General features: G+C 66.8%; 19 protein-coding genes, 1 tRNA gene and 1 riboswitch. Of the genes, 11 read left to right on the forward strand and 9 right to left on the reverse strand.

Annotation, left to right across the window (positions count from 1 at the left end; all coding sequences use genetic code 11):
* Positions 1–40: 40 nt before the first annotated feature.
* The 4 genes from ABIA42_RS32865 to ABIA42_RS32880 all read right to left on the reverse strand — a co-directional run bounded on the left by ABIA42_RS32865 (position 41) and on the right by ABIA42_RS32880 (position 4,071).
* Positions 41–116: transfer RNA gene (locus ABIA42_RS32865), tRNA-Thr, on the reverse strand.
* Positions 117–215: 99 nt separating this feature from the next.
* Positions 216–1,955 carry a heme biosynthesis HemY N-terminal domain-containing protein gene (locus ABIA42_RS32870; RefSeq protein ID WP_370117344.1) on the reverse strand — a complete coding sequence of 580 codons (1,740 nt, stop codon included), beginning with the start codon at positions 1,953–1,955 and terminating at the stop codon, positions 216–218.
* A gap of 36 nt (positions 1,956–1,991) precedes the next feature.
* Entirely contained in the window at positions 1,992–3,260 is a 1,269-nt protein-coding gene (locus ABIA42_RS32875) for a COG4223 family protein (protein ID WP_271528883.1), read from the reverse strand.
* A gap of 64 nt (positions 3,261–3,324) precedes the next feature.
* A complete protein-coding gene (locus ABIA42_RS32880) occupies positions 3,325–4,071 on the reverse strand; it encodes a uroporphyrinogen-III synthase (RefSeq protein ID WP_370117341.1) in 747 nt (248 codons plus the stop codon).
* A gap of 151 nt (positions 4,072–4,222) precedes the next feature.
* Between ABIA42_RS32880 and tsaD the strand changes: the two genes are divergently transcribed.
* The 3 genes from tsaD (at position 4,223) to ABIA42_RS32895 (ending at position 6,811) form a co-directional block, all read left to right on the forward strand.
* Complete coding sequence (tsaD, locus tag ABIA42_RS32885; RefSeq protein WP_370123811.1) at positions 4,223–5,296, forward strand: tRNA (adenosine(37)-N6)-threonylcarbamoyltransferase complex transferase subunit TsaD; 1,074 nt, start codon at positions 4,223–4,225, stop codon at positions 5,294–5,296.
* A gap of 2 nt (positions 5,297–5,298) precedes the next feature.
* Entirely contained in the window at positions 5,299–6,279 is a 981-nt protein-coding gene (locus tag ABIA42_RS32890) for an NAD(P)H-dependent glycerol-3-phosphate dehydrogenase (RefSeq protein ID WP_271528881.1), read from the forward strand.
* 118 nt (positions 6,280–6,397) lie between these two features.
* Positions 6,398–6,811 (forward strand): EVE domain-containing protein, encoded by a 414-nt coding sequence (locus ABIA42_RS32895; RefSeq protein ID WP_370117339.1) that lies wholly within the window; start codon positions 6,398–6,400, stop codon positions 6,809–6,811.
* 61 nt (positions 6,812–6,872) lie between these two features.
* On the opposite strand, the gene ABIA42_RS32900 is transcribed toward ABIA42_RS32895, so the two are convergent.
* Positions 6,873–8,039, reverse strand: a complete 1,167-nt coding sequence (locus tag ABIA42_RS32900) for a DNA topoisomerase IB (RefSeq protein ID WP_370117337.1) — start codon at positions 8,037–8,039, stop codon at positions 6,873–6,875.
* Between the two features lie 399 nt (positions 8,040–8,438).
* Between ABIA42_RS32900 and acs the strand changes: the two genes are divergently transcribed.
* On the forward strand, positions 8,439–10,385 hold the full coding sequence (gene acs, locus ABIA42_RS32905; RefSeq protein ID WP_370117334.1) for an acetate--CoA ligase: 1,947 nt from the start codon (positions 8,439–8,441) through the stop codon (positions 10,383–10,385).
* A gap of 435 nt (positions 10,386–10,820) precedes the next feature.
* A complete protein-coding gene (locus ABIA42_RS32910; protein ID WP_271528875.1) occupies positions 10,821–11,336 on the forward strand; it encodes a L,D-transpeptidase in 516 nt (171 codons plus the stop codon).
* Positions 11,337–11,387: 51 nt separating this feature from the next.
* Here ABIA42_RS32910 and ABIA42_RS32915 read toward each other — a convergent pair whose 3' ends face one another.
* Both ABIA42_RS32915 and ABIA42_RS32920 read right to left on the reverse strand, forming a co-directional pair.
* Positions 11,388–11,978 carry a thermonuclease family protein gene (locus tag ABIA42_RS32915; RefSeq protein ID WP_370117331.1) on the reverse strand — a complete coding sequence of 197 codons (591 nt, stop codon included), beginning with the start codon at positions 11,976–11,978 and terminating at the stop codon, positions 11,388–11,390.
* Positions 11,979–12,048: 70 nt separating this feature from the next.
* Positions 12,049–12,249: a DUF1674 domain-containing protein gene (locus ABIA42_RS32920; protein WP_239628737.1), complete on the reverse strand. Its 201-nt coding sequence runs from the start codon at positions 12,247–12,249 to the stop codon at positions 12,049–12,051.
* A gap of 189 nt (positions 12,250–12,438) precedes the next feature.
* On the opposite strand from ABIA42_RS32920, the gene ABIA42_RS32925 reads away from it, so the two are divergent.
* The 3 genes from ABIA42_RS32925 to purH all read left to right on the forward strand — a co-directional run bounded on the left by ABIA42_RS32925 (position 12,439) and on the right by purH (position 17,417).
* The gene (locus ABIA42_RS32925; protein WP_370117327.1) at positions 12,439–13,785 is read left to right on the forward strand and encodes an RsmB/NOP family class I SAM-dependent RNA methyltransferase; all 1,347 of its coding nucleotides are present in this window, start codon (positions 12,439–12,441) and stop codon (positions 13,783–13,785) included.
* A 156-nt stretch (positions 13,786–13,941) separates the two neighbouring features.
* Positions 13,942–15,660, forward strand: a complete 1,719-nt coding sequence (locus tag ABIA42_RS32930; protein ID WP_370117324.1) for a heparinase II/III family protein — start codon at positions 13,942–13,944, stop codon at positions 15,658–15,660.
* A gap of 57 nt (positions 15,661–15,717) precedes the next feature.
* Positions 15,718–15,799, forward strand: a riboswitch (ZMP/ZTP riboswitch).
* A 25-nt stretch (positions 15,800–15,824) separates the two neighbouring features.
* Positions 15,825–17,417, forward strand: a complete 1,593-nt coding sequence (gene purH, locus ABIA42_RS32935) for a bifunctional phosphoribosylaminoimidazolecarboxamide formyltransferase/IMP cyclohydrolase (protein ID WP_370117321.1) — start codon at positions 15,825–15,827, stop codon at positions 17,415–17,417.
* Between the two features lie 99 nt (positions 17,418–17,516).
* Here the strand turns inward: purH and ABIA42_RS32940 are convergent, their stop codons facing one another.
* On the reverse strand, positions 17,517–18,902 hold the full coding sequence (locus tag ABIA42_RS32940; RefSeq protein WP_370117318.1) for an MFS transporter: 1,386 nt from the start codon (positions 18,900–18,902) through the stop codon (positions 17,517–17,519).
* Between the two features lie 101 nt (positions 18,903–19,003).
* Here ABIA42_RS32940 and ggt point away from each other — a divergent pair, with 101 nt between their 5' ends.
* Together ggt and ABIA42_RS32950 are read left to right on the forward strand one after the other, a co-directional pair.
* Positions 19,004–20,755 (forward strand): gamma-glutamyltransferase, encoded by a 1,752-nt coding sequence (gene ggt, locus ABIA42_RS32945; RefSeq protein ID WP_370117315.1) that lies wholly within the window; start codon positions 19,004–19,006, stop codon positions 20,753–20,755.
* A 98-nt stretch (positions 20,756–20,853) separates the two neighbouring features.
* Positions 20,854–22,149, forward strand: a complete 1,296-nt coding sequence (locus tag ABIA42_RS32950) for an MFS transporter (protein ID WP_271528866.1) — start codon at positions 20,854–20,856, stop codon at positions 22,147–22,149.
* 92 nt (positions 22,150–22,241) lie between these two features.
* On the opposite strand, the gene ABIA42_RS32955 is transcribed toward ABIA42_RS32950, so the two are convergent.
* On the reverse strand, positions 22,242–22,907 hold the full coding sequence (locus ABIA42_RS32955) for a glutathione S-transferase family protein (RefSeq protein WP_271528865.1): 666 nt from the start codon (positions 22,905–22,907) through the stop codon (positions 22,242–22,244).
* A 164-nt stretch (positions 22,908–23,071) separates the two neighbouring features.
* Here ABIA42_RS32955 and ABIA42_RS32960 point away from each other — a divergent pair, with 164 nt between their 5' ends.
* Positions 23,072–23,653 (forward strand): DUF2239 family protein, encoded by a 582-nt coding sequence (locus ABIA42_RS32960; RefSeq protein ID WP_370117312.1) that lies wholly within the window; start codon positions 23,072–23,074, stop codon positions 23,651–23,653.
* Positions 23,654–23,685: the final 32 nt, after the last annotated feature.

The raw sequence follows: 23,685 nt of genomic DNA on the forward strand, positions 1-23,685 counted from the left end.
AAACGCCCGTTTGCGGGTGATCGGATGAAATCTTGAGCGCTGGTGCCGCAAGAGGGATTCGAACCCCCGACCCCGTCATTACGAATGACGTGCTCTACCGACTGAGCTATTGCGGCGACCCTGCCGGGACCCGGGCGATGCCGGCCCCGATACGCGCGCTCCTGATATCGGGCATGGCCCGAATTGGCAAGGACAAGCGGGACGCGAAATGCGCTTCACGCGCCCCAGCGGGACCAGAATCCGCGCCAGCCGCCGGCCTGGGCCTTCGGCGTGCCGATTTGTTCCGTGAATTCATCGGTGGGGCCGTCGTCGTCGATTCCGGGATCATCCGGCGCACGGACGATCGGGATGACGGCCTGAATCGGCGCCGAAGCCGGCTTGCCGAGGTCAGCTCGGGTTCGGAAGACCGGCGTTTCCGCCGGCTGCGATGATTCGGCGGGCGCCGGAGCCGGATTCACCGGCTCCTCCTTCGTGGATTCCCTGGCAACCTCTTGGGCCGGAGGGGGTGAATTGTCCTGGGCGGCCGGCGCTGACACCGGGACCGTCACCGGCGGTTCCATCGGAGCTTCGCTGGGAGCGGCGGCCACCCGCTTCGGCGGCGGGGCGGCCAGCATGGCTTCCTCGAAGGCCGAGGATTCGAGCGTGGGGCCCTTGTCCGAGGGCAGGCTCGCGACCGGTGTCTGCCACTGGAACGCATCGAGGCGGCCGGTGACCGGGGAGACCGGACGCCAGCGGTCGCTGACATAGCCGTCCGCCGTCCAGGCGGGATCGAGGCGGGCGCGCACCGCGCGCAAGGTCCAGGCGCGGGCGCGGCCGCCGTCACCGTGCTCGGTGCGCTCGATCTCGGCCATCAGCAGCGCGACGCGCTGAGTCGGATCCTTGAGATAAGGCGCGAGCACCTCGCGCGCGCGGGCGAACTCCGAAGCATCGATCGCAGCGCGGGCAATCGCGAGCTGACCTTCGAAATGACCGGGCCTGTCGGCTGGCGTCTTCGCGGCGAGGGTCTCGACCCGCTGCAAGCGGTGCCATGCGGTATCGCCGAGCTTCACATGCGCATAGGCGTCCGCGAGATCGGGATGCGGATTGGCGAGCCAGGCGGCTTCCACCAGCTTCATGGCGCGGCGCACCTGATGCGCCTCGCTCTCGAATTTCGCCGCGAGCACCGCCGCCGGCACCAGGGTCGGTGCGAGCTTGACCGCCTCCATTGCGCTCTCGCGCGCGACGTCGCGGTCCATCGTTTCCAGTTCCAGCGCGCGCGCGGTGAGCAGGACGCCACGCTGCCGGCGATAGGTCCGCTTGTCGATCTGCCCCGCACGCAGATTCGAGTCGAGGATCGCGAGTGCCCCGCTCCAGTCGCTGCGCGCGCAACGGAAGCCGAGCACCGCATGCGATGCCCAGGTCGAGGACGGCGACAGCTTGATCGCTTCCTCCGCGATCATCACCGCGCCGACCGCATCGTCCGCGCGCTGCGCCTCGATGAACAGGCCGCGCAGGCCGAGCAGCCGCGTGTCCTCGCGCTCGGCCATCACTCGGAAGACGCGCTGCGCCTCGTCGCGATTGCCTTCGAGCTGGGCCGACTGCGCATGCAGCAGCAGAGCGAGCGGATCATTCGGCGCATGCCGCCGCGCCGCGTCGGCGTGACGGCGGGCGAGCGCGGAATCGCCATGACCGATCGCGAGCAGGCCGTGGGTGATGGCGTGGCGGCCGCGGGCCTGGCGCTTTTCGTGGCGACGGCGGCGCAGACGCCCCGGCGTGCGCCAGATCGTGGTCAGGATGCTCCAGACCAGCACGACGGCCACGGCAAACAGGCCAAGCAGGAGAACGAACCTGGGAAGCGTCGTCGAGATGCGGAAACCACCCGCGGTCAGCACGAGGTCGCCGGGCTGATCGGCAACCCAGGCCGCGCCGGCCGCCGCCAGCGCGATCAGGACGAGAAAGAGGACGATGCGAAGCATGGCGATCCCTATACGCGCCGATTGTTGCGTGAACTTTTACTGAAGAGGCTTGGTCGGATCGGACTTGACAGGATCGGACTTGACAGGATCGGACTTGGCGAGATCCGCCATGGCATCGTCGGCGAATTTGCGGGACGCGGCGAGCGCGGCTTCGCGGGCATCGGTCTTGTCGAGCCAGGCCCGCGCCGGGGCACGATCGGCCTCCGGCAGAGTCTTCAGCTCGCGCCTCGCTTCCACGAAATCATTGCGAAGCGCCGCCGCGGTCACGCGCGCAACGATGGCGCCGCGATCGTTGCCGACCCCGTCGGTACGTTCAATGCGAACGAGCTTTGACGCGCCGGCCTGGAGACGCTCGACGATGCCGGCATCGCTCGGCGGAGCTTCCGCCGGCGGCGACAGCTTCGGCACGATGTTGAGGAGCTCGCGGCTCAGCGCGGCTGGCGTCGGGATGCCGGACGATGCAAACGCGTCGAGCGGCTTCAGCATGTCGGGCTTGGCCGCAAGCGACCGCGCCGCGGCCAATTGCGATTGATAGGGATCGCCGTGGCGGACGGCGACGTCGAGCAGGGATGCCGCCACCACATGGCGGAGCGGCTTGTCGTCCATCGTCCTGGCCTCGGCGATCTTCTCGCCCTGCCGCGCGAGCTCGGCGCGCTCCGTCTTGCCGGCGCGCTCGAGCTGGGCGATGCGGTCGATGACGGCGGCAAGATCCGGCGCTGCAGCAGGCGATGCAACCTTCACGTCGTTCAGGGCGCTCGCAGTCTTGTCGGACTGCGCACGCAGATTGGCCATGTCGCTGCGCAGGCTGCTCGCGGATTTCTCCAACGCGTCGATCCGCGCCGCCATGGCCGGATCGGCTGCGGGCCTGCCGGCCCTGGCTTCAACCGCGGCAACGCGTGCGCTCAGCGCATCGACTGTCGCACGGGTGACCTCAGGCGCGGCCGGCGGCGCCTGCACCGCGGGCCAGCCCAGCATCCAGCCGACCGCGATCACGACCGCGGCCGCGACAGCGCCGGAAAACGGTGCAATGATCCAGGGGGAAATCGGCGCCGACACGGGTGCGGCCGCGACGGAAACCTGCTCCTCTGCAGGCTCGGACTGAGGCTCGGTCTTGACCTCCTCGGATCCGGGCTCTTCGAACCTGGCCTGCTCCTGCGCGGCATGCTCGGACGCCTCGGGCTCGCCCGCGACCTGCTGCGGCTGGGTCGAAACTTCCGTCGCCTCAAGATCGATGGTGGGCGGGGTGCGCTTGGTACGACCCGTCTCGGGCGCCAATCCAGCGTCTTCAGGCTTGTCGTCGGCCATCGTGACGGTTCCTCACACTTCCATACCCGGGTGAACTAGATCGCGTCGGATTCGGCCTGACCTCTTACGCCAAACGGGTGCGCAACGCACGCTCCAAGGTGTCGAATAGGGCACTTTCGTCCGGCGTTGCGGCCACCAGAACCCGTGACGCGCCGGCGTCGCGCAGCACGCTCGCAACCGTCTCGGACAGGCAGCAATGCGGGATGGCCAGCGCCGAGATTTCGACGCCTTCGTCCCGCGCCGCATCCAGGAACGCGCGTGCGCTGCGCCGGGAGTAGTGCAGCACCGCCTCGACCCCGTGCGCGGCGAAGCCCTCGCAAACCTCGCGCGGCAGATGCTTGACCGGCGCCATGCGATAGGTGGTCCGCGTGACGACGCGGAAGCCCTCCGCACCGAGTTCGCCGCCGAGGTCGCGCGACAGCTCCGCGCCGGCGAGATATAGCAGCGCGCTCTTTTTCTTCAGCACCTTATCGCGCGCGCTTTGCATCAAGCTGTCGCGCAAGGAAGCTGCATCGCCGCCGGCGACGATCACCTCGGCGAAACCGGCCTCGCGCGCCGCGGCAGCCGTATGCTCGCCGACCGCGAACAAAGGCAGCTTCAGGAGGCCGAGCTCCGGCAATTGCGGAGCGACGGCGCGGATCGCGTTGGCCGATGTGACGAGAACGGCGCCGTAGGGACCTTCACTCTCGTCATGGACGGCGACCGGCTCGAACTTGAGCACCGGCGCGAGCAGCACCGCATGCCCCCGCGCGCGCAGACTTTCCGCCGTCGCCTCATTGTCGGGATGCGGCCGTGTGACAAGAATGGACATCGCTGCTGTTCCCGAACCACGTGGCGGTGGCGCATTGACCAGGATGGCCGCGCGTGACGATTGCGCAAGCCGACCCCGGAATGCTACCGGACGTACCAGAACGCTGCTTTATGGATGAGCGCAAGGGCGCAAATTGGATAACAATTCGCCAATGCTGGTGCTGGGCATAGAAACCACCTGCGACGAGACCGCCGCGGCCGTGATCGAGCGCGCGCCTGACGGCAGTGGCCGGATCCTGTCCAACATCGTGCGGTCGCAGATCGAGGAACACGCCCGCTTCGGCGGCGTGGTGCCGGAGATCGCCGCGCGCGCGCATGTCGATCTGCTCGACGGCATCATCGACCGCGCCATGCGCGAGGCCGGCATCGGCTTTGCCCAGCTCAACGGCGTCGCGGCCGCCGCGGGGCCGGGCCTGATCGGCGGCGTCATCGTCGGGCTTACCACCGCGAAGGCGATCGCGATGGTACACGACACGCCGCTGGTCGCGGTGAACCATCTCGAAGCGCATGCGCTGACGCCGCGCCTCACCGACGGAATCGAATTTCCCTATTGCCTGTTCCTCGCCTCCGGCGGCCACACCCAGATCGTCGCAGTCACCGGCGTCGGCCAATATGTACGGCTCGGCACCACGGTCGACGACGCGATCGGTGAGGCCTTCGACAAGGTCGCGAAGATGCTGGGACTGCCCTATCCGGGCGGACCGCAGGTCGAGCGCGCGGCGGCGAGCGGCGATGCCAGCCGCTTTGCGTTTCCGCGGCCGATGCAGGGACGTCCCGATGCCAATTTCTCGCTGTCGGGATTGAAGACGGCGGTGCGCACCGAAGCGAGCCGGCTGGCTGAGCTCACGCCGCAGGACATCAGCGATCTCTGCGCGAGTTTTCAGGCCGCCGTGCTCGAATCGACGACCGACCGGCTGAGCGTCGGCTTGAAACTTTTCCGCGAGCAGTTCGGCGCGCCGCGCGCGCTCGTGGCCGCCGGCGGTGTCGCCGCCAATCAAGCGATCCGCGGCGCTCTGCATGACGTTGCAAGGCAGGCCGGGACGCAACTGATCATGCCGCCGCCCGCGCTCTGCACCGACAACGGCGCGATGATCGCCTGGGCCGGCGCCGAACGCCTCGCGCTCGGCCTGACCGACACGATGGAGGCGCAGCCGCGCGCACGGTGGCTGCTCGACGCCAACGCGACGGCACCCGCGGGTTACGGCAACACCCGGGCGGGATTTTAGCGATGGCCGCGCTGCAATCCGTCGCAGTGATCGGCGCGGGCGCCTGGGGTACGGCGCTGGCGACGGTGGCAGCGCGCGCCGGCCGGAGCGTCACGCTCTGGGCGCGCAATACCGAGCATGCCGCGCGGATCGCGTCGTCGCGCGATAATCCGCGGCTGCCGGGCGTTCAGCTTGCGCCGGACATTGTCGTGACGAGCGATCTGGCGCTCGCCGCGCGTGCGGAGATGTTGCTGATTGCAACACCGGCGCAACATTTGCGCGGCGCGGTCAACATGCTGGCCTCTCACCTCGCAAGGCCGGTGCCGATCGTCGCCTGCGCCAAGGGCATCGAGCACGGCACCCACAAATTCATGACCGACGTGATCGCCGAGGCCGCGCCGCACGCGCAGCCGGCGATCCTGTCGGGCCCGAGCTTTGCCGACGACGTCGCACGCGGCCTGCCGACGGCAGTGACCTTGGCGGCAAGCGATGAGGCGCTGGCGCGCGCGCTCGTGCAGGCGCTGGGCTCGCCGACGTTCCGGCCCTATCACTCCACGGACGTCCGGGGCGTCGAGATCGGCGGTGCGGCCAAGAACGTGCTGGCGATCGCAGTCGGCATCGCGGTCGGGCGCAAGCTCGGCGCCTCCGCACAGGCTGCGCTCACGACCCGCGGCTTTGCCGAGCTGACGCGCCTTGGCCGCGCGCTCGGCGCGCGCAGCGAGACGCTCACCGGCCTATCCGGCCTCGGCGACTTGATCCTGACCTGCTCGGGCCCGCAATCGCGCAACTTCGCGCTCGGACTTGCGCTCGGGCGCGGCGAGCAGCCTCCCGCCGGCAAGCTCGCCGAGGGAGAGTTCACGGCACCTGTGCTGATCGAACTCGCAGCTTCGCAAAACATCGAGTTGCCGGTATCGGAAGCGGTCGCGGCGATCCTGAGCGGCCGAAGCACGATCGATTCCGCGATCTCGGCGCTGATGACGCGCCCCTTCAAGGCAGAGGAATGACGTCTTCTCGTCATGCCCGCGCTTGTCGCGGCCATCCACGTCTTGATATTGAACTGGTGACAAGGACGTGGATGGCCGGGACAAGCCCGGCCATGACGAATGGACAGGGCGCGTTGTCATGAATTACTGGCTCGTGAAATCCGAACCGTCGGTGTGGTCCTGGGACCAGCAGGTCGCGAAGGGCGCCAAGGGCGAGGCCTGGACCGGCGTGCGCAATTTCACCGCGCGCCAGAACCTCGTGAACATGAAGAAGGGCGACAAGGCGTTCTTCTATCATTCCAACGAGGGCAAGGAGATCGTCGGCATCGCCGAGATCATCAAGGAGGCCTATCCCGACCCGACCGACAAGACCGGCAAATTCGTCTGCGTCGACATCAAGGCCGACAAGCCCTTGAAGACACCGGTGACGATGGCCGCAGTCAAGGCCGAGAAGAAGCTCGCCGACATGGCGCTGGTGAAATATTCGCGCCTCTCGGTGCAGCCGGTGACGGCGGAGGAATGGAAGCTCGTCTGCAAGATGGGCGGGATGTAAATCACCGCTGCCGAAGCCCGGATGGAGCGAAGCGCAATCCGGGCGACAGGCTTGCTGGCGGTTACACCGCGGCGGTCGCCACCACCTGCGCCAGCAGCTGCTCGCGTCTTGCCTGGGAGCGCTGGCCCTTCATGGTCGCGGCGAAGCGCTCGAGGATGCCCTCTTCGAACGCAGTGACGATGGTATCGTGGACGTAGCTCTTGCGGCAGATCGCCGGCGTGTTGGAGAGCTTGTCCGCGGCGGCGCGGATTGCGTCCAGCACCTGCTTCTTGCGGCCGCGCTGGCTCGTCGCCGGCGTGATCCGTGACAGCGATTCCACGACGACGGCGGACGCCATCAGCGTGCGAAAATCCTTCAGCGAGATCTTGATGCCGGCGATCTCGCGCAGAAACGCGTTCACCTGCGTGGTGTTGACCGCGCGCACGATGCCGTAGGCATCGCGATACTGGAACATGCGCTTGCCGGGGACGCCCTGCAAAATGCGGATGGCGCGCACCAGCTTGGCGGCGTCGCACTCCTTACGCACCGCCTTGCCGCCCTTTGCCTTGAAGGTCAGCACGAAGCAGTCGTCTTCGAGCATGACGTTGGACTTCAGCAGCGTGGTGGCGCCGCGGGTGCCGTTGAGGCGGGCATAGGACTCATTGCCGGGGCGGATCGCGGTACGCGCGATCAGCTCGATCACGGCCGAGAGCGCGAACTCGCGCGTCGGCTCGTCGCCCGACAGGAACGCAGAGACCTTGCGCCGGATTTTTGGCAGCGCGCCGACGAGCTTCTCCAGGCGATGCGCCTTGCGGTGCTCGCGGACCTTCTCCCAATCGGCGTGATAGCGATATTGCAGCCGGCCCGCGGCATCGCGGCCCACCGCCTGGAGGTGCGAGTTGGGATCGGCGGAGTAACGCACCTCGCGATAGGCCGGCGGCACCGCCATCGCGTGCAGTCGGCGGATGGTGCGGGCATCACGGATATGCGCGCCGTTGGGACGGACGAAGGAGTAGCCCTTGCCGCGCTTAACGCGCCGGATGGTCAGCTCGTTCTGGTCGCCGAGCCGCAGGCCATGCTCCCTGGCGAGCGCCTCGACCGTCGCCGGCGCCGTATCGAAGGTCTTTTTCGGGCTGGGGCGCCGGAAAGGGGCCGGTTTGGGCCATTGTCCGAGGGCTTTGGCCAGGGCAATGGCCGCAGGATCGGCTGAAGCGGGCCGCATCGTCCCGAGATTCTGCTGATCCATCATGGTCTTACGCCTTTAGCCCTGCCTGTTATCGATCAATGCCGTTGTTCTGATTTTTGTTCCGAGGGGTCTCTTTGGACCCGGGTTGGCCATTTAGGGTGTTCCGAACCGTATTGCGAGTCCCGAATCAGTGAGAGGAGGTCTCTAGATACCTCCATGGGGTGAGAGCTCTGCACCGGCCTGGTCCGCACATCCGGGTGAAGGCCCAAAGGCCGCTCGCGGCGCCTGTTTCAGATCTGCGACAGTCGCGGCAGGTCACCTTGATCCTCCGCATGGCCGGTGGCCCGCCGAAGGTCCAGCTTGTGCTCCTTGTCGGGTCCGGTTAGCCCGACGCATAATCAGTCAATGATCAAGTCGGCTCGCCGGTCGCTGGCGTTCGGCCTGCCGCATGTGGAGGGAAGCATGTCCGAGAAGATCTACGACGTCCCCGCGGAGTGGGCGAAGCGCGCCTGGGTCGACCAGGCCAAGTACAAGGAGATGTACGCCCGCTCGATCTCGGACCCGAACGGCTTCTGGGCAGAGCAGGCCAAGCGCATCGACTGGATGAAGGCGCCGACGAAAATCGAGAACGTCTCGTTCGCGCCCGGCAACGTCTCGATCAAATGGTTCGAGGACGGAGTCCTCAACGTTGCTCACAACTGCATCGACCGGCATCTCGCCAAGCGCGCCAGCCAGACCGCGATCATCTGGGAAGGCGACGATCCCTCGCAGTCAAAGCACATCACCTATCAGGAGCTGCACGACGAGGTCTGCCGGATGGCCAACATCCTGCGCACCCGCAACGTCAAGAAGGGCGACCGCGTCACCATCTACCTGCCGATGATTCCCGAAGCCGCCTATGCGATGCTCGCCTGCGCACGCATCGGCGCGATCCACTCGGTCGTGTTCGCGGGCTTCTCGCCGGACAGCCTCGCCCAGCGCATCAACGACTGCCAATCCAAGGTGATCATCACCGCGGACGAAGGCCTGCGCGGCGGCAAGAAGGTGCCGCTGAAGGCCAATGTCGACGCGGCGCTCGCCAAGGCCGACGGCGTCGACTGGGTCGTCGTGGTCAAGCGCACCGGCGGCAAGGTCGACATGAACCCGACGCGCGACCTCTGGTACCACGAGGCGGCGGCAATGGTGACGACGGAATGCCCGGTCGAGCACATGCATGCCGAGGACCCGTTGTTCATCCTCTACACCTCAGGCTCGACCGGCCAGCCCAAGGGCGTGCTGCACACCACGGGCGGCTATCTCGTGTTCGCCTCGATGACGCATCAATACGTCTTCGACTATCACGACGGCGACATCTACTGGTGCACCGCCGACGTCGGCTGGGTCACCGGCCACAGCTACATCCTCTACGGGCCGCTGGCGAACGGGGCGACCACGCTGATGTTCGAAGGCGTGCCGAATTACCCGGACAATTCCCGCTTCTGGAACGTCATCGACAAGCACAAGGTCAACATCTTCTATACCGCGCCGACCGCGATCCGCGCGCTGATGCAGGGCGGCGACGAGCCCGTGAAGAAGACCTCGCGTGCGAGCCTGCGCCTGCTCGGCTCCGTTGGCGAGCCCATCAATCCGGAAGCCTGGGAGTGGTATCACCGCGTCGTCGGCGAAGACCGCTGCCCGATCGTCGACACCTGGTGGCAGACCGAGACCGGCGGCATCCTGATCACGCCGCTGCCGGGCGCGACCAAGCTCAAGCCTGGCTCGGCGACGCAGCCGTTCTTCGGCGTGGTGCCCGAGATCGTCGATGCCGATGGCAAGGTGCTGGAAGGCGAGACCACCGGCAATCTCTGCCTGACGCGGTCCTGGCCCGGCCAGATGCGCACGGTCTATGGCGATCACGCCCGCTTCGAGCAGACCTATTTCTCGACTTACAAGGGCAAGTACTTCACCGGCGACGGCTGCCGGCGTGACGCCGACGGCTATTACTGGATCACCGGCCGCGTCGACGACGTCATCAACGTCTCCGGCCATCGCATGGGCACCGCAGAAGTCGAGAGCGCACTGGTCGCGCACGAGAAGGTTTCGGAGGCGGCGGTGGTCGGCTTCCCGCACGACATCAAGGGCCAGGGCATCTACGCCTATGTCACCCTGATGGCCGGCGTCCAGCCGACCGAAGATCTGCGCAAGGAGCTCGTCACCTGGGTGCGCAAGGAGATCGGCCCGATCGCTTCGCCCGACCAGATCCAGTTCGCGCCGGGCCTGCCCAAGACCCGCTCCGGCAAGATCATGCGCCGCATCCTGCGCAAGATCGCCGAGGACGAGCCCGGCAGCCTGGGCGACACCTCGACCCTGGCAGATCCGGCGGTGGTCGACGACCTCGTCAAGAACCGGCAGAACCGGAAGTCGGCGTAAGATCTTGCGCCCCGGACGCAGCGCAGCGCGCACTTCAGCGGTGCGCTGCTGAGCCGGGGCCCATGCAGCGGCGGAACGTGTGGCCTCCTGGGGCTCGGCTCTGCGCAGCAGCGCTCAGGAGTTGCTGCGCGTCCGGGACACGAGAGCAACTGACAGCTCGCGCGATCTTCCAAAACAACAGTCGTTCAACATCCTCACGCTCTTGTCGGGGCGCGACCGGCATCTTTCCCGGAAAGTGTTGTTTTCAGATCATTTACTTTATTTCGAACATTTCCTTTGTTCCCGCTGCCGGCCGGCCCTCGGCGGCCGCGCGTGGAAACCATCCGGTTAACAGGCGCGGTTCAGAATGAAGCGCTAACGAGGGCCTGGCGCGGCGGCGATTGCCGGGTTCTGCGTAATTTTTGGACAATCCATTTGAGGCAAGGGGAAGCATCGATGTCGATGAGAATTGCGGCGGCGCTGGCGGCCACCATCGGGGTTGGGGCCTTGATGTCGACCGCGGCAGAGGCGCGGCCGGAGTTGGTGGGCACGCACCTCGCCGACTATTCGCCGGGCACCATCGTGGTCAGGACCAGCGAGCGGCGGCTCTATCTCATCCTCGATAACGGCCACGCCGTGCGGTATCCGGTCGGCGTCGGCAAGGCCGGCAAGCAATGGGCCGGCACGACGAAGATCGAGGGCAAGTATCTCAATCCGGCCTGGGCGCCGCCCGCCGAGGTGAAGCGCGACAAGCCGAATATCCCCGATGTCATTCCCGGCGGCTCGCCGCGCAACCCGATGGGCGTCGCGGCGATGACGCTGGCCGGCGGCGAATACGCCATCCACGGCACCAACGTGCCGGGCTCGATCGGCGGCTTCGTCTCCTATGGCTGCATCCGCATGCTCAACGAGGACATCACCGATCTCTACGGCCGCGTCTCGGTTGGCACGACGGTGGTCGTGACGCGCTGATCGCCTGAAACAGTCGAGATAGAAGCCGCATGTTGCCACGCGGCTTTCTTGTTACCACAAGCGCCAGCCCCGCGCGCACCAGCCGTCGCGATGGCCGCCATTGTAACTGCGCACAAAGCCGCCGGCGAGCATTGCCGCCGCAACGCTCGCGGTCTTCCGGGTGGCGACGTCGGCGAGAACGCGACCGTATTTGTCGGGGCCGAGATTGGTGATCGTCACGCCCCCCTGACTGAGCAGATCGCGCAACGCGCGGGCAGCAGCTTCGGCCTTGTCCAACTCCTCCTGGCAGGACGCCTTCAGTTCGGGCGCATCGATGCCGCGCAGCCGGACACGTGCGACGAGATCGCCGCCGTTGTGCTGGTGCACGCGCGCCAGAAACGTGTCGCCGTCGACGGTGCGAATGACCTCGACCGGTTGACGAGCGCCCGCCGCGCCGGACTGCTGCAGGATGATGTCGGCATCGCGCGACCGTTCGTCATCCACATGCGGAATGGGCCAGATCGTTCCCTGGCGGAAGCCGAGCACGACGGCCGTCACAACGCCGACCACGAACATCCACGGCAACAGTCCGGAGAAGCGACGGCCGAACGGCGAGCGGCTGTATGAAGTCCGGTACGGGCGGCTGGGATCGAAGCGCGACATCCGCGCACGCTAGGGCTGAGTCGGCTAAACCGGCAAGGTGGCTTATGAGGAGCGCGCGTAAAGCGGCGTCTCAAAAGTCCGAAGCGATGCCGTTGCGCTCCCAATCGCCGTAGCGGGTTGGCTCCGGACCCTTTGGCCCCTGCAACTCCTTCGGCGCAGCTTCATCATGCGCGGCCGCCGCAGCCTGCCGGCGCGCCTCGGCTTCGGCCAACGCCCGCTGGGCGGCCGGCGACAGCGGCTTGCGATCGGGAAGGGAGGGCTGGTCACTCATCTCGGCGGGTTCCTAACGCAGGATCACGGGAAGTGCGAGGTCCAATAACGCATTGCTGAAATGGTCATTGCGGGCTGCAATCGCGAGGGGCCATTCTTACATTTGGCATATTCGCGTGCCAGAGATCGAGTCTCTCGAGGCATGCGCCATTGCGGCGGAACTGCCGCTCGCTCAGAACCTTGCTTCCGCATGCCATCTCAACGTTTCGTCCCTCCATCCGAAGTGCCCGGTCTTGCGGCACGGCGGATTGCCGCCGACATCGTCGACGGCGTGCTGCACAAGCACCGCACGCTCGACGACCAGCTCGACGGCAGCGGCGCCCATCCCGGACTGAAGACGCTGGCCGACCGCGACCGCGCGCTGATGCGCCGCCTCGTCGCCACGGTGCTGCGCCGGCTCGGCACGCTCGGCCATGTGCTGTCCCGCCTGCTCGACAAGGGCATTCCCTCCGATGCGCCCCGCGCGCAGAGCGCGCTCCTGATCGGCGCGGCGCAGATCCTCTGGATGGACGTGCCGGATCACGCCGCGGTCGACCTCTCCGTTCGCCTCGTGCAATCCGACCGCCGCGCCGCGCGCTATGCCGGCCTCGTCAACGCCGTGCTGCGCCGCTGCGCGCGCGAGGGCAAGGGGCTGATCGAGGAGGTCGCGACACAATCGCTGGACCTGCCGCCATGGCTGTTTGCGCGCTGGAGCGCGCATTATGGCGAGGCCACCGCACGCGACATGGCGCTGGCGCTCGGCCACGAGCCCTCGCTCGATCTGACGGTGAAGTCCGATCCCGCACAATGGGCGAGCCGCCTGCATGGCGAGACACTGCCGACGGGAACGGTGCGGATGCTGCTGCACGGTTCGGTGACCATGCTGCCCGGCTTCGCCGAAGGACAATGGTGGGTGCAGGACGCCGCTGCCGCCTTGCCTGCCCGGCTGTTCGGCGACGTCAACGGCAAGTCCATTGCCGATCTCTGCGCCGCCCCCGGTGGCAAGACCGCGCAGCTGGCGCATGCCGGCGCGCGTGTCACGGCCATCGACCGCTCGCCCGCGCGAGTGGCGCGATTGCGCGAAAACCTGGCGCGACTGTCGCTCCAGGCGGAGACTGTCGTTGCTGACGCCGTGGAATGGGCCGGCCCGGCCGAGGCCTTTGACGGTATTCTGATCGATGCGCCCTGTACCTCGACCGGCACGATCCGCCGCCATCCCGACGTGGCATGGCTGCGGCAGGAATCCGACATCGCCGCGCTGGCGGCGCTGCAGCAGCGGCTGCTGCGAAAATCGGTGTCGCTGCTCAAGCCCGGCGGGACGCTCGTCTATTGCACCTGTTCGCTGGAACCCGAGGAAGGCGAGCAGGCCGTGGCGGCGCTGCTCGCCGCCGAGCCTGCGCTTCGCCGCGTTCCGATCGAGGCGTCGGAGGTAGCGGGGCTCGACGAAATCCTCACTGCCGACGGCGACCTTCGCACCTTGCCCTGCCATCTGCCGAACGCCGATCCCAAGCTCGGCGGCCTCGACGGATTTTTCGCGGCCCGGCTCGTTAAATCCTGATTTTGCACTGGATTTTGCCATCACGACGCTGATTCGCGCCGTTCAAGGTGGTGTCAGCCGTCCGATTTTGGGATTAATAAGGATTCGTCGTTAATCCTCTCCCCTTCAAGGCAAGGCGTGTCGGTCGCTCAACGCAGACATATCTCGACGCTGGTCATGAACCGCTTCGCGCGGAACATGCTCGCGCGCGCGAGCGGCGGTTCCGTTACGCTGTCGCGGGTCTGGCCCGGCCGTACCGACCGGCTGATCATCGCACCGCACGACCTGCGCACTGCGGACGCGACCCGCGCCGCCGAAATCTATGCCGGCCGCTTCGTCTTCGCCGGCAAGATCGTCAATTGCCACGGCCGCTCGATCTTCGATCTCGAGCCGCCGTCGGAGGATTGGGAAGTTGCGCTGCTCGGCTTCGGCTGGTTGCGTCACTTGCGCGCCGCCGACACTGCGCTGACGCGAGCGAATGCGCGCGCGCTCATCGAGGACTGGATCGCCAACCCCGCCAACAAGCGCCGCCCCGTCGCGCGCCGCGCCGACGTGCTGGCCAGGCGCGTGATCTCGCTGCTGTCGCAAGCGCCGCTGGTGCTGGGCGAGACCGACAACAAGTTCTATCGCCGTTATCTGCGCGCCTTGGCCCGCGAGATCCGCTTCCTGCGCTACACCATGGTCGACATTCCAGACGGGGTGCCGAAGCTCCAGGTGCTGATCGCACTGTGCTATGCGGCCCTGTGTCTCGCCAACCAGGCGCGTCACATCCGCAGCGCCTCGAAGAAGCTGTCGGACGAATTGCAGCGGCAGATCCTGCCCGACGGTGGACACATCTCACGCAACCCGGGCGCGCTGATCGAGCTGCTGATCGACCTGCTGCCACTGCGGCAGACCTTTGCCGCGCGCAACATCGCGCCGCCGCCGGCGCTGCTCAACGCGATCGATCGCATGATGCCGATGCTGCGCTTCTTCCGGCACGGCGACGGCAATTTCGCCCTGTTCAACGGCATGAGCGCGACCTCTTCGGACCTGCTCGCCACGCTGCTCGCCTATGACGACACCCACGGCGTGCCGATGGCGAACATGCCGCATACCGGCTTCCAGCGCCTCGATGCCGGCCAGACCACTGTGATCATCGACACCGGACCGCCACCGCCGGCCGGCGTCAGCCACGACGCCCATGCCGGCTGCCTGTCGTTCGAACTGTCGTCCGGCATCAGCCGCATCGTCACCAATTGCGGCATGCCGACCACGGGCCGCGACAATTGGCGGCCGTTCGCACGCAGCACGGCGGCGCATTCGACGCTGACCTATCACGAGACCTCGTCATGCCAGTTCGTCGAGATGTCGGCGATGAAACGGCTCCTGCACGGCGCGCCCATCACCAGCGGTCCCGTCGAGGTCGAAAGCTATCGCGAGATCGTGCAGAACGGCACGCTGCTCACGACATCGCACGACGGCTACCTCGCCAAGTTCGGGGCAATCCACCGTCGCGTGCTGATGGTCGCCAACGACGGCGCACGCGTCGACGGCGAGGACACGCTCTCGCCGCCGCAGGGTCGACGCTTCAAGGGCGCGGATGCCGATTTCGCGCTGCGCTTCCATCTGCATCCGGCGGTGAAGGCGAGCCGGCTCTCGGATGCCCGCGGCGTGATGCTGGTGCTGCCGAACCGCGACGTCTGGACCTTCGAGGCGCTCGACGACAAGGTCGACCTCGAGGACAGCGTGTTCCTGGCCGGCAATGACGGCCCGCGCCGCACCGCCCAGATCGTGATCCGTCAGGACGCGCGGCAGGCGCCCTCGATCCGCTGGAGCTTTGTCCGCTCCACCGCATCGCCGGCCGTCACCAATGCCCGCCGCAACGCTCGCCGCGAGCCGGAACTTCCGCTGTAGACGCGCGAATTCGAGGCATCTCGTCGTTGTGGAAACCGGCGAAAGCTGCTAACGAACACGCGCTCGCGCGACTGGCGACCTTGGATGGAGCACCATCGGGAAGCGCGGGACACATCCGCCGCGCGCCTGGGCATAGACACTCCTTAAGACAGAGGATCTTGCTCATGACTGACCATCCCCGCCGCGTCACCCGCGCCCTCCTTTCCGTCTCCGACAAGACCGGCCTGATCGAATTCGCAAAGGCGCTTACCGCGCACGATGTCGAGCTGGTCTCGACCGGCGGCACCGCCAAGGCCATCGCCGCCGCCGGCCTCGATGTGAAGGACGTGTCCGAGCTGACCGGCTTCCCCGAGATGATGGACGGCCGCGTCAAGACGCTGCATCCGAAGGTGCATGGCGGCCTGCTCGCGATCCGCGACAACAAGGACCATGCCGACGCGATGAAGACGCATGGCATCGCGCCGATCGATCTCCTCGTCGTCAATCTCTATCCGTTCGAGGCGACCGTCGACAAAGGCGCGGGCTTCGAAGACTGCATCGAGAACATCGACATCGGCGGCCCCGCGATGATCCGCGCCGCGGCCAAGAACCATGACGACGTCGCCGTCGTGGTCGAGGCGCAGGACTATCAGGCCGTGCTCGACGAGTTGGCCGCCAACAAGGGCGCGACCACGCTGAAGCTGCGCCGGCGCCTTGCCGCGAAGGCCTATGCCCGCACCGCGGCGTATGATGCCGCGATCTCGAACTGGTTCAACCGTCAGCTCGAGATCGACGCGCCCGACTTCCGCGCTTTCGGCGGCCGGCTGATCCAGTCGCTGCGCTATGGCGAGAACCCGCATCAGACCGCGGCGTTCTACGCGACGCCCGACAAGCGCCCGGGCGTCTCCACCGCACGGCAGCTCCAGGGCAAGGAGCTCTCCTACAACAACATCAACGACACCGACGCGGCCTATGAATGCATCGGCGAGTTCGACGCCAGGCGCACCGCGGCCTGCGTCATCGTCAAGCACGCCAATCCCTGTGGCGTCGCGGAAGGCTCCAGCCTCGTCGACGCTTATCGCAAGGCGCTGGCCTGCGATTCCACCTCGGCGTTCGGCGGCATCATTGCCATGAACCGTCCGCTCGATGCCGACACCGCCCGCGAAATCACCAAGATCTTCACCGAGGTCATCATCGCGCCCGACGCCAGCGAGGAGGCGATCGCCATCATCGGCGGCAAGAAGAACCTTCGCCTGTTGCTCGCCGGCAGCCTGCCCGATCCGCGCGCGCCGGGCCTGACCGCCAAGACGGTGGCCGGCGGCCTCCTCGTGCAGAGCCGCGACAACGCCGTGGTCGACGACATGACCTTCAAGGTCGTGACCAAGCGGGCGCCAACCGATGCCGAGATGCGCGATCTGAAGTTCGCGTTCCGTGTGGCCAAGCACGTCAAGTCCAACACCATCATTTACGCCAAGGATCTCGCCACCGTCGGCATCGGCGCGGGCCAGATGAGCCGGGTGGATTCAGCCCGCATTGCTGCGCGCAAGGCGCAGGATGCCGCAGCTGAGCTGAAGCTCGCCGAGCCGCTCACCAAGGGCTCGGTGGTGGCATCGGACGCGTTCTTCCCGTTCGCCGACGGCATGCTCGCCTGCATCGAGGCCGGCGCCACCGCCGTGGTGCAGCCCGGCGGCTCGATGCGCGACGACGAGGTGATCAAGGCCGCCGACGAGCACGGCATCGCCATGGTGTTCACGGGAACACGGCACTTCAGGCATTGAAGCCACTTTCATTTCGGGGTGCATGCAGCGCGAACTATGGTGCGCAATTGCGCACCATAGTTCATCGCTCCGCGATGCCCCGGAATGACGGTGGTGCAGCTATTGCCGCACCCGCATCAACAACCCCAGTCCTGCAACGAAAAACACCACCAGCACGGCCATGCCGGCCTTCTGGCTTGCGGTCACGGCGGTGATCACGCCGATCAAGAGCGGGCCGATGAAGGATGTCACCTTCCCGGTCAATGCGAACAGGCCGAAATACTGCGCGATGCGATCCTTCGGTGCGAGGCGGATCAGCAGTGTGCGGGAGGCGGCCTGGAGCGGGCCGCCGGCTGCACCGATCAAGCAGCCCAACACGAGATAGGCGCGCTCCGCCGCGCTCCAGAACAGGGGAGCGCCTGCCTGCGGCGGAGCGACCTTAACGAACAGGACACTGTCCTTGTCGACCAGAAGGATCGCGGCCACCGACAGCAGCAGGACCAGCAGACTCCCGGCGATGACGCGCTTCGGCCCGAGACGATCGTCGAGCTTGCCGCCGAGCCACGCGCCGAACGCGCCGGCGATCGCGAGCATGATGCCGAAGGTGCCGATCTGGATCGTATGCCAGCCGAACGTACCGGCGGCATAGATGCCGCCAAACGCGAACAGCGACACCAGACCATCGGTGTAGATCATGTTGGCGAGCAGGAATGCCGCAAGCGACTTCTGCCTGGGCAGGCCGTTGATCGATCGCTTCAGCTCGGACAGACCTTCGCGCAGCGCCTCGCGCAACGGGCGCTTCGCCGGATAGTCCGGCGTGAACAGGAACATCGGCGTCACGAAGATGATGAACCATAGCCCGGTCAACGGCCCGGCAGCGCGGTCGCCCTGATGAGTCACGGGATCGAGCCCGAACAACGGCGTGAAGCCGAGCAACGTGCGACCGGTCTCGGGATTCGCGGCGAGAAAGCCGAGCACGATGATCAGGCTGACGATGCCGCCGACGTAGCCGGTAGCCCAGCCGGTGCCGGAGAGCCGGCCGATGCGCTCCGGCGGCACCAGGGTCGGCATCATCGCATTGTTGAAGAGGGTGGCGAACTCCGCACCGACGCTGGCGAGCGCAACCGCGGTGAGCAGCAAGGGTATGATGGCGTAGTCGCCGGGCTTGCCGATCCACAGCGTGCAGGATGCCAGCACCAGCACCACGCCGAAACCTGCGATCCATGGCTTCCTGCGGCCCGATGCATCCGCGATGGCCCCCAGCACCGGCGACAGCAGCGCGATCGCAAGGCCTGCGGCGGCCATCGCAAAACCCCACAGCGACTGACCGGTCGCGGGATTTGGCGCAACGCTGGTCGCGAAATAGGGGGCGAACACGAAGGTCGTGACCAGCGTGAAATAGGGCTGCGCGGCCCAATCAAAGAAGATCCAGCTGACGACGGCAGCGCGCGGCGGATAGGTCCGCTGCGCGCCGGCCATACGCACATCGGGGGCAATCGTCGTCATCCCGCGGTCCTCATCACGAACAGTTTTGTCCCTCTTGGAGCAAACCGTATAGCATTGCAGCGAGGTGTGTGAACTGGCCCGAGGCCGCGGCGGACGTTTTGATGATGTCATCATATTCGACACGACGGACATTCTTCGCCTTCATAGCCACTCTGGCGTTCAGTCTCGCTCCTGCGACCGCTCAGGATGCGCGGCGTGGCTATGTGCCGCCCGCGCGCGACACGGTGCGCGCCGTCGCCGCCGAGCACGGCATGGTGGTGGCGCAGGAGAGTTTGTCTGCGCAGGTCGGCGCCGACATCCTGCGGCGCGGCGGCAATGCGGTCGACGCTGCGGTCGCGACCGGCTTTGCGATGGCCGTCACCTATCCACGCGCCGGCAATATCGGCGGCGGCGGCTTCATGGTGATCCATTCCGCCGATCGCAACGAGGACATCACGATCGACTATCGCGAGACCGCGCCGGCTGCGACGACGCCACAGATCTTCCTCGGCGCAGACGGCAAGCCTGACGCGACGAAGTCACGGGATTCCGCGCTCGGCGTCGGCGTTCCCGGCACGGTCGCGGGCCTCGCGCTGGCATTGGACAAATACGGCTCCGGCCAGTTCACGCTGGCGCAGCTACTCGCGCCCGCCATCGCGCTCGCACGCGATGGCTTCATCGTCAGCGACGACATCGCCGATACGCTGCCGAGCTGGCACCGGCGGCTGGCACGCTGGCCTTCCTCGGCCAAGATCTTCTCGCGGCCTGACGGCACGCCGCTGGGCGAAGGCGACCGGCTGATGCAGGGCGATCTCGCCGAAACGCTGTCGGCCGTCGCCGCACTGGGACCGCGCGGCTTCTACGAGGGGGAGGTCGCCCAGAAACTCGCCAAGGCCGTGACCGATGCCGGCGGGATCATGACGCCCGCCGACCTCGAGGCCTATCGACCGGTCATCCGCGCGCCGGTGCGCGGCACCTATCGCGGCTATGACATCGTCTCGATGCCGCTACCTTCGTCCGGCGGCGTGGTACTGCTGGAGACGCTCAACATCCTCGAAGGCTTTCAGCTTGCCGATCTGAAGCAGGGATCGCCGGAATCGCTGCATCTGCTGATCGAGGCCATGAAGCGCGCCTATGCCGACCGCGCGCGCTATCTCGGCGATCCCGCCTTCGTCAACGCCCCGATCGAGACGCTGATCGCGAAGGACTACGCCGCCAGGCTGCGCGCGGGCATTTCTGCCGAACGCGCCACGCCGTCGAAGGAGCTCGTGTCCGCTTCTGCCGCGCCCCGTGAGGGCAGCAACACGACGCATTTTTCCGTCGTCGACGGTCGCGGCAACGCGGTCAGCAACACTTATACGCTGAACTTCAGCTATGGCGTCGGCCTCGTCGCCGACGGCACCGGCGTGCTCCTCAACAACGAGCTCGACGATTTCACGGCGGCGGTCGGCGCTTCCAATGCCTATGGCCTCGTCGGCTTCGAGGCAAACCTGCCTGGCCCCGGCAAACGGCCGCTCTCGTCGATGTCGCCGACCATCGTGCTGAGGGACGGCAAGCCGGTGCTGGTGACGGGCTCACCCGGCGGCAGCCGCATCATCTCGACCGTGCTCCAGGTGATCGTGAACGTTCTCGACTACAGGATGGATGTTGCGGCCGCCGTCGCAACGCCGCGGCTACATCACCAATGGCTACCGGATGAGGTGCGCGTCGAGCGCGGCTTTCCCGACGACGTGCTGCTCGCGCTGAAGGCCATGGGCCACCTCATCGTCGAGCCGATGGGGCAGACATCGGCGAATTCGATTCTCGTGACGCCGAGCGGATTGCTCGGCGCGGCCGATCCGCGAACGCGCGGCGCGGAAGCGGCGGCGCAGTAGCCCGCTCTCTCTGCATGGCACGGCAGCGCGCACCGGCTTGCACAGGCCGGCGTGCATGCTACCACCGGCCGGCCAAAGCAATTGCCGGGGAAACGCACATGACCACCGCCGATCCGAACCTGCGCATCGAACGCGCGGAGATCGAGGACACCAGCCTGCTCGCCTTCTATCGCGACATGAACACGCCCGAGCGGCGGACGTTCTGGGCCTGCGCTGCGGGCTGGGCGCTCGACGGCATGGACTTCATGATCTACCCGCTGGTGATCGGCACCATCATCGCCCTGTGGAAGGTCGATGCGGCCTCGGCCGGCCTTGCCGGCACGGTGACGCTGCTCGCCTCCGCCATCGGCGGCTGGCTCGGCGGCTATCTCTCCGACCATATCGGGCGTGTCAGGACGCTCCAGATCACCATCATCTGGTTCTCGTTCTTCTCTCTGGTCTGCGCCGTCGTGCAGAATTTCGAGCAGCTCCTGATCGCACGCGCCGTGCTCGGCCTCGGCTTCGGCGGCGAATGGGCGGCGGGCGCCGTGCTGATGGGTGAGGCGATCCGGCCCCAATATCGCGGGCGCGCGGTCGGCTCGGTCCAGTCGGGCTGGGCGGTCGGCTGGGGCCTGGCCGTGCTGTCGCAGGCGATCCTGTTCTCGCTTCTGCCGGCGGAGACGGCCTGGCGCTGGATGTTCGTGATCGGTGCGCTGCCGGCACTTCTGGTGTTCTACATCCGCCGCTCTGTCACCGAGCCGGAGATCGCAGCCGAGGCCCGCGCCAGGCGGGCGGAAACGGGCAGTCATCCGAGGCTCTGGGAGATCTTCACCTTTCCGATCGTGAAGACCACGGTGCTTGCGTCGCTGATGGCGACGGGCTGCCAGGGCGGCTACTACGCCGTCACCTTTTGGGTGCCGCAATTCCTGACCAAGGAGCGGCACCTGTCGATCGTCGGATCGACCGGCTATCTCGCGACGCTGATCATCGGCTCCTTCATCGGCTATCTGGTGGGCGCGTGGCTCGCCGACCGGATCGGGCGGCGTAATCTGTTCCTGATCTTCTCGATCGGAGCCATGGCGGTGGTGCTTCTCTACACACAGCTGCCGCTGACCAACGAGATCCTCTGGATACTCGGTTTCCCGCTCGGCTTCTTCGCCTCGGGCTATTTCTCCGGCATCGGCGCGTTCCTGACCGAACTCTATCCGACGCGGCTGCGCGGCTCGGGCCAGGGCTTCTGCTACAATTTCGGCCGCGGCATCGGCGCGCTGTTTCCATTCCTCGTCGGCGCACTGTCGGCGACGACGTCGCTCGCCAATGCGATCGCGATCTTCGCGGTGGTGGCTTACGCGGTGTTCTTCATCGCCGCCTTCGCGCTGCCGGAGACACGCGGGCGCGTGCTGTACGCGGACTGACCTGTCATCCCGGGGCACGCGAAGCGTGAACCCGGGATCTCGAGATTCCGGGTTCGGTGCTACGCACCGCCCCGGAATGACGGGAGAGAGACCTACCGCCCGACCTGATACGGCCCGCCCTTTTCCAGCGCGCGCGCATAGGCCGGCCGCGCGTGGATGCGCTCCAGGAACGCCATCGCCCTGGGATGGCCCTGCTCCAGCCCGCCGCGCGCCTGGGCAGCTTCCAGCGGAAAGCTCATCTGGATGTCGGCCGCGGTGAACTCGCTGCCGGCGAACCACTCGCTCTTGGCAAGCTCGCCTTCCCAATAGTCCATGTGCTGCTTGAGCTGCGGATTGACCAGCGCGGTCAGCGCCTGGTTGCACACCTTGCGCACCAGCGGGCGCAGCAGTGCCGGGGCGCGCTTCGGCATCAGCGTGAACAGCAGCTTGAGCAGCAGCGGCTGCATCGCGGATCCTTCCGCATAGTGCAGCCAATAGGTGTACCGCAGCCGCTCCGGCGTGTTGGGCGGCGGGATCAGCCGGCCGTTGCCGTAGGTCGCGATGAGATATTCGATGATCGCGCCCGACTCGGCGATGGTGTTGCCGTTGTCGGTGATGACCGGCGACTTTCCGAGTGGATGGATAGCGCGCAGCTCCTTCGGCGCGCGCATGTCCGGCTGGCGCTGATAGCGCACGATCTCGTAGGGCACGCCCAACTCCTCGAGCAGCCACAGCACGCGCTGCGAGCGGGAATTGTTGAGGTGGTGAACGGTCAGCATCGCGGGGTCCTTAAGGCTAGGCGTGGTCGATCGGCCGAGCGTTCGTGCCAGCCCGGGAACACATTGTCGAGGCATCGGCGCGGATATTTTCACCCGGGTATATTGACGCCGGTAATTTACCCGGGTATTAAGCTGCCAACACGATCAATATGGTAATGATTCCAATGCAAGGGACCTACACAGCGTTCGTCGGCCAGCGCCGGCTGGCCTCCGGCACAGCCGGCGAGGTCGCGCTCGCCGTCAAGCGGGCAACGCAGCCGCTGGACCAGCCGGTCATCATCTTCGACGACGGGACGGGCCGATCGATCGACTTCGACCTGCGCGGCGACGATCGCGAGGTGCTGGCGCGGCTGGAGAAGCTGGCACCGCCGCCGGCCGAGGCGGCCGAGACACCCGCAGAGCCGCGCGGCCGCGGCCGGCCCAAGCTTGGCGTGGTCGCGCGCGAAGTGACGTTGCTGCCGCGGCACTGGGAGTGGCTTAACGCCCAGGCCGGCGGCGCCTCGGTCGCGCTGCGCAAGCTCGTCGACGAGGCCAGGCGCGCCAGCGGCGCCAAGGACCGCGAGCGCCAGGCGCGTGATGCGGCGTATCACTTCATGTCGACCATGGCCGGCGATCTGCCGCAGTTCGAGGAGGCCTCGCGCGCGCTGTTCGCGGATGACCGGCGGCGCTTCACCGGGCTGATCGCCGATTGGCCGACTGATATCCGCGACCACATCGTCAAGCTCGCCTACAGCGACCGCGCTTAAAGCGCAGCGCTCTTCACAACCCCATCGACGGC

Origin of the sequence: Bradyrhizobium sp. USDA 327 (assembly GCF_041262065.1) — a bacterium.
Classification (GTDB): Bacteria; Pseudomonadota; Alphaproteobacteria; order Rhizobiales; family Xanthobacteraceae; genus Bradyrhizobium; species Bradyrhizobium liaoningense.